Raw genomic sequence first — 9,866 nt, forward strand, 5'->3', positions numbered from 1 at the left:
CTAAGTCTGACGAAACTATTATGAAGATTGCCTTTGTGGCCAATGAAGGGGGAATCATGAAGTTTCTTAAGAGAGCGGCGGCTGTCGGTGCGGCAACCGCGCTGCTTTCGCTCGCCGGTACTTCCCAGGCGGGTGCAACGACTTACACGGGGGCTGACTGCAGCGGCGCTTACCCGTGTCTGGTGTTCTACTACAACGCGAATTTCAAGGGTTCCGCGGCGAACTTCGTTGGCTACGGAAAGATCAACGACTTGGCTGGTTACACGTTCGCCACGAGCGGAAGTGGTAAGGGGCTCTCGGTCAAGAATCACGCTGCTTCTTCATTCTTCATCGCGAAGACCGCAGACGAAACTGCGGTGATTTACTACAACAGCAACCAGGGCGGTGCCTGCGACGAGCTTTGGGCGCAGGGGTCCAAGCAGGCTCAGGCGAACCAGTTGCACAACACCTACAACAACAACGCTTCCCTGAAGATATTCGACGGAAGTCAGGCTTCAGGTATCTGCTACCAGTTCTAGGCAGGTCCGAAGAGCGATTGGGTGCCGGACGTGAGTACGATGCGTCCGGCACCTTGTTTTTGAACCTCGAAGGAGAGTCGTTGATCGGCTACGGTGAAAGAAAGGCGCACGTTACCCTGCTGGCCTGCGCTGCACTCATATGCGTTTCCGGATGCGGAGGAAAGGAGGGAGATTCTTCCTTCCCCCCATCATCGTCCGCACCTGCGCCCGGTTCCAGTGCAGAGAGATCGGCTGAGGCCTCACCTCTGGAAAAGTATTTGATGCTTCCCATCGGGGATTACTCGTTCACTGCTCAGCAGATGTACGTTATCTCCAAGGCGGAGGGGAAGCTCACGGATAGCTGTATGCGAAAGTACGGCCTAACGTACGGGGCGAAGGGCTTTGATTCTCCCGCTAAGTATATTCCGGGGACAAATCGCCGGTACGGCGTTCTGAACCCTGATGTTGTATCGAAATATGGGTACCACTTTCCCGAACAGGCTCCTGCTGTGAGCGTTCCCGAGCTGTCAGAGAAGGAAATTCTGACTCTCAATGGCCAGCCAGGAGGCTCTGCGGAGGTGAAGGGAGTAAGAGTCCCACAGGGTGGCTGCTTGGGGCAGGCCAAGGGGGCTCTCCGCGGAGAATACTCCTACGAAAAAGGGGCGGGGGTGGCCCGGTCCATCGCCTCGAACAGTTTTGAGGATTCTCTCACCTCGCCCAATGTAGTGGCGGCGACGAGCGCCTGGGCGAAGTGTATGAAGCGGGGAGGGTTCTCATATAGCACGCCCATGCAGGCACTCGGAGCGCCTGAGAACTCCGGGAACCGGATCACGAAACGTGAGATTTCCGTCGCAAAGACGGACGTCGCTTGCAAGCTTAAAACCGACCTGGTGAAGGTATGGAGTAATCAGGAGGCCGACATCCAAAGGTCCATGATTAAAAATCATCGCAAGGAATTGGACCTCCTCTCCAAAGCTCATCGAAAGGTCCTTGCTGAAGCCCGCTCCATCATCCATTGACGGACAGGGAACCCTCAGCTGGTCACCTTCACGTCCACCACCCTGCTGCGGTACGTACCGTCGTCCGTCGGCGGCAGCTTGGTCAGCCAGACCAGGAGGTAGCGGGCCTTGAGGGATCCGCCGGGCTTGAGCGTCACGCTCGTACCGGAGCCCTCGGCGACCTTGCTGTAGCTGTTGAAGGACCGCGGCTCCGAACCTGCGTCACCTGAGGCGGCGCGAAGTTCCACGGACGTGTCCCCCACGAAGGAGACGGTCACCTTCCCCACCTGCTGGACCTTGCCAAGATCGAGGATGACTCCAAGGCCCTGCTTCAGTCGTCCAAAGTCGGCACTCTTGTAGAAGTCCGTCTGCCAATACGTGCCAGGAGTGGTGTCGTAGACCTTGCCTATGTCGGATGGCTTCTCGGACCCGTCGCCGAACGGGTCGAAGTCACGAGCATTGCTGATGGCGACCGGCGTGCCCAGCGTCCTCTTGGGGTTCTTGTCGTTGCCGTCCGTCGTCTTGGTCTGCGGCGGCGTGTCGTCGGACTTGTTGTGGTCCATGAGCGCGTCCGCGAGCTGCCAGCTGCCGAGCCCCAGGGCGGCGATGAGGAGAGCCGACACGGCCCACTTGAGGGCCTTGCCGGTACGACTCTGCAGCGGGGGCGGCGGAGTCTGCACGGGCTGGGTGACACCGGGACGCGGCGCCGGACGGCCGTACGTGCCCTGCTGGTAACTCGTGCGCTGGTACTCGGGCGGTGCGGTGAACGCGGGCTCCGGCGGGCGGATGCGGGGCATCTCGCTGATCGCCCTGACCAGTTCCTCCGGCGTGGTGCACGGAGGATCCTGGCGCGAGGCCGTCGCACCGTCGTTGACGAGCGCCCGCATGGCGAGCTCCGACAGCCCGCGGTGGACGCCGGCCCGCACCTGGTCGGGGGCGATGAGGCCGACGTCCTTGGGCAGCCCGGACAGGCCATAGGCGTCTTCCTCGTACGGCCACCGCTGGGTGAGCGCGGCATACAGCAGCGCGCCGACCGCTTCCGTGTCGGTGCGCTGCGGGGTGTCGGACTTGATGCCGCGTAGTGCGGCGTTGACCGCGAGGCCGCGGATGCGCCACTGGCCCGACGAGGTGCGCAGCACGGCGCCCGGCGTCAGCCGCAGATGCGCGAGGCCTTCGCGGTGCGCGGCGGCCATGGCCTGGGAGACCTGCGTGACCATCTGGTAGGCGTCATGCACCTCCAGCGGCCCTGCGGCCAGGAGTGCCGTCAGCTCCGTGGCATCCGGCAGCCACTCGTGGACCACGTAGACGAGGTCGTTCTCCTCGACCGCGTCCAGGACCTGGACGAAGCGGGGGTCCCCGAGCAGCGCGGAGGAGCGGGCCGCAGCCAGCACCGAGCGGCCTCGCGGATGGTCGGCGGGCAGCAAGTGCACGCCCACGGCGCGGCGGAGCTTCTCGTCCATCGCGCGCCAACTGCTGAAACCGTCCAGACGGGTGACGCACTCCTCGAGGCGGTAGCGCCTGGCGAGCTTGTGACCGCTGTGCAGTTCAGGTGGTGAGACCTTCCCGGGACTCTCGGTCTCGCCGCTCCCCTGTGCCTCGTCGCTCTCCGTGTCCCGCTCCCGGTTCTGGGCCTCCCCGTCGGCCGTGGACTGGTCCGCCTTCGCGGTCAGCGGCTCGTCACCGCTGTTGTCTGCCACGTCGACGGCAGCCGTGCTCCGTTCCGCCACCGTCGTCCCTGCCTCCCCATCCGTTGCGCGCTGTTCGACGCCGAAACCAATTGTGCCCACAGTCCGCCGCTATGCACGACACACGGCAGCGGACGATGGTTGTGCGTTTACCCCCGCCTCAACGCCCCAGGCGCCCACGCACCATGCCGACCATGGAGTTGAGCTCCTCGATACGCATCTTGCGTGCGGCGATGTAGAAGACCCCGAGCAGGACGGCGCCGCCGCCGATCAGTGCGGCGAACGAGCCGCCGACACCCTGCCCGAGCGTGTGACCGATGCCGTAGCAGGCCGCTCCGCTGAGCAGCGCGGCCGGCACCGCGGCGATACCGAGCCGCGCGTACGTGCGCAGGACGCGGGCGCCGTCCAGGTCGCCGCCCAGCCGCTTGCGCAGCCGGCTCCAGGCGACGCCGACACCGATCGCGTACGCGAGGCCGTACGAGGCGGCCATGCCGACGACCGCCCAGCGGGCCGGGAGTACGAAGAAGCAGACGGCCGAGGCGCCCGCGTTGACGACGGCGACAATGACCGTGTTGTAGAAGGGCGTCCGGGTGTCCTCGTACGCGTAGAAGGCGCGCAGTACGACGTACTGCACCGAGTACGGGATCAGGCCCAGGCCGAAGGCCATCAGCATGTAGCCCATGTTGGTGGCCGCGCCGGTGCCGGAGGAGCCGAAGATCAGCGTGCACATCGGGATGCCGAGCGAGAGGAACCCGAAGGCGATCGGCACGATCGCGACGGCCGTCGTCCGCAGGCCCTGGGAGATGTCGTCGCGGACGGCACCGCCGTCGCCCTCGTGGGCGGAGCGCGAGATCCGCGGCAGCAGGGCGGCCATCAGGGAGACCGTGATGATCGCCTGCGGCAGGCCCCAGATGAGCTGGGCGTTGGCGTACGCGGCGAAGCCGGTGCCGGCCTTGACAGGCGAGTCCTTGCCGGCGGCGGTGGACAGCTGCGTGACGACCATCGCGCCCGCCTGGTTCGCGAGGACGAACAGCACCGTCCACTTGGCCAGCATGGCGGCCTTGCCGAGGCCGTGGCCCTTCCAGTCGAAGCGCAGGCGCAGCCGGAAGCCGGTCTCTCGCAGGTACGGGATCATCGCGAGTGCCTGGACGACGAGGCCCAGCAGGACACCGATGCCGAGGAGCCGCTGGCCCTCCGGCGGGATGTTGCCGACCCCCATGTGGGAGTTCGCGGCGCTGCCGTAGACCCAGATGAACGCGCCGAGCGTCACGATGATGACGATGTTGTTGAGGACCGGGGTCCACATCATCGCGCCGAACTTGCCGCGGGCGTTGAGGACCTGGCCCATCACCACGTGGATGCCCATGAAGAAGATCGAGGGCAGGAAGTAGCGGGTGAAGGTGACGGCGACGTCGTTGGCTGCGGGGTTGCTGGCGACCGGTACCGACAGCATGCGGACCAGGAGCGGCGCGGCGAACATCGCGAGGGCGGTGAGCACGCCCAGCGCCACCATGACGAGGGTGAGCAGGCGGTTGGCGAAGGCCTCGCCGCCGTCGTCGTCGTCCTTCATGGCACGCACGAGCTGGGGCACGAAGACGGAGTTCAGCCCACCGCCGACGGTCAGGATGTAGATCATCGTGGGCAGCTGGTAGGCGACCTGGAAGGAGTCGCCCAGGAAGCCGAGGCCCAGGGCCGAGACGATCAAGGCGGAGCGGACGAAGCCGGTGAGGCGGGAGACCATCGTGCCGGCCGCCATCACCGCACTCGACTTGAGCAGGCCCGAGGCGCGGCCGTTCTTCTTCGGCGCGGCGGCGGCGGGTGCGGGCGCCGGAGCGGGCCCGTCCGGACCCCGGTACGCGGAGGGCGCGGGCGACGGGTTCGGCACCGACGCGGGCTCCATGGGCGAGGGGCTGCCGCCCTGCTGCTGGTCACGGAAGAGGTGCGCGAAAGCGTCCGGCTCGTGGCGCTCCTCGCCGGCCTGCGTCACCAGGTCGTCCACGCCAACGAACTGGGTCGTACGGGCGTCCTCGCCGTACGGCAGGTGCCGGGTGGGGCCCGCGGGCTCCGGCGGGGGCGTCTGGGCCCACACGCGAGGATCGGGGGTGTATTGGGAGGTGGGCGGCTGAGCGTAGAGCGGAGGCTGCGGCTGGTACGTGCCCGGGGGCGGCGGAGGGTGGGAGGCGCGGTCGTAGAGCGCCTCGGTGACCGGGTCCTGGGCGGAGAGGTCCTGTCCCCGGTAGGGGTCCTGGTCGTAGGCGTCCTGGAAGTACATGTCCGCGGGGGGGCCAGGCGGCGTCTGGCCGGGCTCGGGCGGCGGGCCCTCGGGGTAGCCCGAGCTGCCCGCGCCCTGACCGCGGTCACCGTCGTACGGCGCGTTCATGGTTACCCCACCTCATCGTCCCCGGGCCCACCGGCCACGACATCGCTCAACGGTCCACTCTCTCACCCGTGCCGGACGGGTCGGTGCTTTCCGGTGCGGTGTCCGGTGTCGGGTCACCCGGGTGCTCCGGGTCGCCTGCCCCGGACTCCGCACCCGACTCCCCTGCGGGGCCGTCGCGGGAGTCCGTGGCGTCGGTGTCCTCAGTGTCCACGGTGCCTTCGGCGTCCTCGTTCAGGCTGTCGGCCTCGGGACCGGTCCCCGGGTCCTCCTCGGCCTGCCGGGACGCCGCACGCTTGCGCTGCGTGTACATCCGGAATCCGGCGAGCACGAGCAGCAGGACACCACCGGCGATGACCAGCATCACCGTGGGCGTGATCTCGTTGACGTCCACATCGAAGGTGACCGGGGTGCCGTAGGCCTGGCCGTCCTCCGTGTAGAGCTGCGCGACGACGGTGACCGGGCCGTTGGCGTTGGCGTTGGTGATGAACTTCACCGACTGGCTGTGCCCGCCGGAGACCTTGATCGGCTGCTCGTCGTACGGCCCGTCAGCGATCTTGAGGCGGGTGGGCTGTTTCGACGTCAGACGCAGCACCAGGTTGTCGACGCCCTGCACCAGGTTGTTCTGCACGGTCACCGGGATCGTGGCACTGCGGCCCGAGAGCTTCGTCTCGGACTTCTCGATCAGCCTGACCTGACTGGTGAGCACCTGAAGGTACCGCTCCACGCCGTCGCGGAAGATCGCCGCCTCGGCGGCGTGGCCGCGCCACGAGACCGACATCCCACGGTCTATGGCCCGCCCGAAGGGGGTGACCACGCGCGAGGAGTTGGTGAGGATCACCTTGAAGCTGTCGAGCTTCCGCTGGATGTTCTCGATCTCCTCGAAGGCCGACTGCGGCAGCTCCTGCCGGCGCAGCGAGGAGGGGTACGACGAGGCCGACGGGACGCGTGTGGTGGCGTCCGGGTCCGGCTTGGCCTTGGCGGCTGCGGTGAGCTGCTGGGACTGGGACCAGTTCCCGTCCTGGAGGGCCGTCAGCGCCTGGGCCATCGTCTGGGCCTGGCTCGCCGAGGGCATGCGCTGCGGGGCGACCACGATGCTGCGCTGGTTGTCCGGCTCCTGGAGGTTGGTCATCAGGCTCTGGGCCAGGAACTCCTGCACGGCGAGCGTGGAGCTGCCCGCCCTGCTCATGTCGCCCTGGAAGGCCGTCGACAGCCCGGCGTCGGCGACCACCGCGGTCGTGCCGCCGCCGATCGGCCGGGCCGCGCTGGGCGTGTACGGCAGCCCACCGGTCTCCCGCAGGCTGTCGCTGCGGGCGATCACCTTGTCGGCACCCGCCGAGGTGGCCACCTTGACGATCGACGGGTCGATCGCCCCGTCAGCGGGCCAGGCGAAGTCGGTGCTCGGCTTCACATGGACGATGCTCTCGACGGTGTCGGCGGCCACATCGGTGGCGTCCTTGAGGTGGCTCAGGGAGCCGGTGACGTTCTTGCCGTTGTGCGCGAGCGACGCCAGATCGGGGTCGGCGAAGGGGAGGGCGACGATCTCCTTGTCCTGGACCGTCTTCTCCAGCTTGTCGAGCCAGGCCTGGGCGACCTTCTGGTTCTTTCCGGCCGTGGTCGTATCGCCCTCGCCCTGCACCCGGTAGCTGTCCCGCATCGCGTCGACGGAGGCCAGCAGATCCGGGTCCATGACCCAGGCGACGTCGAGCTTGCTGCCCAGCGACAGCATCTGGTCCAGCCGGCCTCCGGGGGCGATCTCCTTGGCCAGGTCGTCGTTGCGGAAGACGGGCGTCTGCACCTCGTTCGACCCGGTCTCCGCCGTGAGGTGGGTGGTCGAGATCAGCGGCCACAGGTACGTCGTCTTCGTCTTGGTGTCCGCGGCCTCGGGCTGCCAGGGCAGGAAGGTGCGCTGGATGCCGAGCACCTGCTCGTACGGCTGGGTCGCGGACTGGCCGGAGAGCGAGACGCCGAGCTGATAGACGCCGTCGGAGCCGAGGTCCAGCTCCTTGACCGGCACCGAGATGCTGAAGGGCTGCGAGACGCCGGCGGTGAGCTTGGAGAACTTCGTGACGTACTTGCCGCCGACCGGCGTCCCGTCAATGCCGGGCTGATAGCTGCCCCGCTTGGCCACGGCATCCAGCGTCGAGCGACCACTCAGGGACGGGCCCAGGCGGAGGTCCACGTGGGCGTTCGTGACGGTCTGCTTGCTCCTGTTGGTGACCGTGCCCGAGACGGTGAGCGTGTCGCCGTCCGTGGGCGCGCTGGGGCTCACGGCGTCCAGGGAGACGCCGACCGTGCCGGACCCCGTGGAGTCCGCCTTGGGGGCCGCGTACGCGGCGGTAGAAGCGGGCAGCTGGAGCAGGCCGGCCAGTAGGGGCGCGCCGGCGAGCAGTGCACCGGTGCGCCGCAGCCACCGGCGGGCAGGTGAGGGACTCATCCCCTGGAAGTCTGCCGCCTCGGCCACGCGCTCGCCCGTCCCTCGTCGTCGTCAGTGGTCGTCGGAATGTGCGTCCACGCATGGTAACGATGCTCGCCGAGGGGAAGTGCCGCGGTCCGCCCCACAAGATCCGCGGAGCCGGCCGGGGTGTCCCGTATGTGGGTGTATCAAGGACAGCGTCCGGGCGTATGGGCCGCGGGGCGGTGTGCACTTTTAATGAAGGCGCCCCGGGCGGCGTGGGCCACGTACCCTTTTCTGTTGTGCCGAACGCCAACGAAGACAACCCCAGTGCCCTGAGTCAGGTGCAGCTCCGCGCGGTGAGTGAACTGCTGCGGGTGTCCCCTGTCGCCGACGACCTCGCCCGCCGTTTCCAGGAGGCCGGGTTCTCACTCGCCCTGGTCGGCGGCTCGGTCCGGGACGCCCTCCTTGGCCGGCTCGGCAACGACCTGGACTTCACGACCGACGCTCGTCCCGAGGATGTACTGAAGATCGTGCGGCCCTGGGCCGATGCCGTCTGGGAGGTCGGGATCGCGTTCGGCACGGTCGGCGTGCAGAAGGACGCCCGCGTCGGAGACGCACAGCAGTCCTTCCAGATCGAGATCACGACCTATCGCTCTGAGGCGTACGACCGCACCTCGCGGAAGCCGGAGGTGTCGTACGGCGACTCGATCGAGGAAGACCTCGCCCGTCGCGACTTCACTGTGAACGCGATGGCCGTGGCCCTGCCGGAGAAGGAGTTCATCGACCCGCACGGGGGGCTGGACGACCTAGCCGCGCGTGTTCTGCGCACCCCTGGCACTCCGGAGGAGTCCTTCTCGGACGACCCGCTGCGCATGATGCGGGCCGCGCGGTTCGCCGCGCAGCTCGACTTCGAGGTCGCCCCCGAGGTCGTCGCCGCGATGACGGACATGGCGGAGCGTATTGAGATCGTGTCGGCGGAGCGTGTTCGGGACGAGTTGAACAAGCTGATCCTGGCTGCGCATCCACGCAAGGGGCTGACGCTGCTCGTCGACACGGGGCTCGCGGACCACGTGCTGCCCGAGCTCCCGGCGCTGCGCCTGGAGCGCGACGAGCACCACCGGCACAAGGACGTCTACGAGCACACGCTGATCGTCCTGGAGCAGGCGATGGCACTGGAGGAGAACGGCCCCGACCTGACGCTCCGGCTGGCCGCGCTGCTGCACGACATCGGCAAGCCGCGGACGCGCCGCTTCGAGAAGGACGGGCGGGTCTCCTTCCACCACCACGAGGTGGTGGGGGCCAAGATGACCAAGAAGCGGATGGTGGAGCTCAAGTACTCCAACGATCTCGTGAAGGACGTCTCGCGTCTGGTGGAGCTCCACCTGCGCTTCCACGGGTACGGAGCCGGGGAGTGGACGGACTCGGCGGTCCGTCGGTACGTGCGCGACGCGGGGCCGCTCCTCGACCGCCTGCACAAGCTGACCCGCTCCGACTGCACGACGCGCAACAAGCGCAGGGCGACTGCCCTCTCGGGCGCGTACGACGGTCTGGAGGAGCGCATCGCGCAGCTCCAGGAGCGGGAGGAGCTGGACTCCATCCGCCCGGATCTCGACGGCAATCAGATCATGGAGATCCTCGGTGTCGGCCCTGGGCCGGTCATCGGCCAGGCCTACAAGTTTCTCCTGGAGCTGCGCCTGGAGAACGGTCCGATGGAGTACGACGCCGCGATGGCGGCGCTCAAGGAGTGGTGGGCCGCGCAGAGCTGAGACCCCTCGACGGCGCGGAGCTGAGGCTCATGGGAACGGGGTCATGTTTCACGTGAAACATGACCCCGGATCCGTCGAGGGGGGGTGTTTTCACGCAGAAAACACCCCCCAACCCCGCCCAAAATCACTATTACCTGGGTCCCCC

Annotated in this window: 6 protein-coding genes; 3 read left to right on the plus strand and 3 right to left on the minus strand. The window is 67.5% G+C overall.

Annotation, left to right across the window (positions count from 1 at the left end):
* Positions 1 to 20 precede the first annotated feature (20 nt).
* Both ACFWM2_RS38735 and ACFWM2_RS38740 read left to right on the plus strand, forming a co-directional pair.
* Positions 21 to 518 carry a hypothetical protein gene (locus ACFWM2_RS38735; protein WP_383290560.1) on the plus strand — a complete coding sequence of 166 codons (498 nt, stop codon included), beginning with the start codon at positions 21 to 23 and terminating at the stop codon, positions 516 to 518.
* Positions 519 to 598: 80 nt separating this feature from the next.
* Positions 599 to 1,516, plus strand: a complete 918-nt coding sequence (locus tag ACFWM2_RS38740; RefSeq protein WP_383290563.1) for a hypothetical protein — start codon at positions 599 to 601, stop codon at positions 1,514 to 1,516.
* A 14-nt stretch (positions 1,517 to 1,530) separates the two neighbouring features.
* On the opposite strand, the gene ACFWM2_RS38745 is transcribed toward ACFWM2_RS38740, so the two are convergent.
* The 3 genes from ACFWM2_RS38745 to ACFWM2_RS38755 form a co-directional block, all read right to left on the minus strand.
* Positions 1,531 to 3,222, minus strand: a complete 1,692-nt coding sequence (locus tag ACFWM2_RS38745) for a protein kinase family protein (RefSeq protein ID WP_383290566.1) — start codon at positions 3,220 to 3,222, stop codon at positions 1,531 to 1,533.
* 118 nt (positions 3,223 to 3,340) lie between these two features.
* Entirely contained in the window at positions 3,341 to 5,560 is a 2,220-nt protein-coding gene (gene murJ / locus ACFWM2_RS38750; protein WP_383290568.1) for a murein biosynthesis integral membrane protein MurJ, read from the minus strand.
* 46 nt (positions 5,561 to 5,606) lie between these two features.
* A complete protein-coding gene (locus ACFWM2_RS38755; protein WP_383290571.1) occupies positions 5,607 to 8,021 on the minus strand; it encodes a DUF6049 family protein in 2,415 nt (804 codons plus the stop codon).
* Positions 8,022 to 8,254: 233 nt separating this feature from the next.
* Between ACFWM2_RS38755 and ACFWM2_RS38760 the strand changes: the two genes are divergently transcribed.
* Positions 8,255 to 9,721 carry a CCA tRNA nucleotidyltransferase gene (locus tag ACFWM2_RS38760; RefSeq protein ID WP_383290574.1) on the plus strand — a complete coding sequence of 489 codons (1,467 nt, stop codon included), beginning with the start codon at positions 8,255 to 8,257 and terminating at the stop codon, positions 9,719 to 9,721.
* The last annotated feature ends 145 nt before the right edge of the window (positions 9,722 to 9,866 follow it).

It is taken from the genome of Streptomyces sp. NPDC058371 (genome assembly GCF_042723265.1).
Lineage (GTDB): Bacteria > Actinomycetota > Actinomycetes > Streptomycetales > Streptomycetaceae > Streptomyces.

Bases quoted from the DNA above. Each gene is read 5' to 3' on its own strand.
- ACFWM2_RS38735 (WP_383290560.1), top strand. From the start codon at position 21: ATGAAGATTGCCTTTGTGGCCAATGAAGGGGGAATCATGAAGTTTCTT.
- murJ (WP_383290568.1), bottom strand. From the start codon at position 5,560: ATGAACGCGCCGTACGACGGTGACCGCGGTCAGGGCGCGGGCAGCTCG.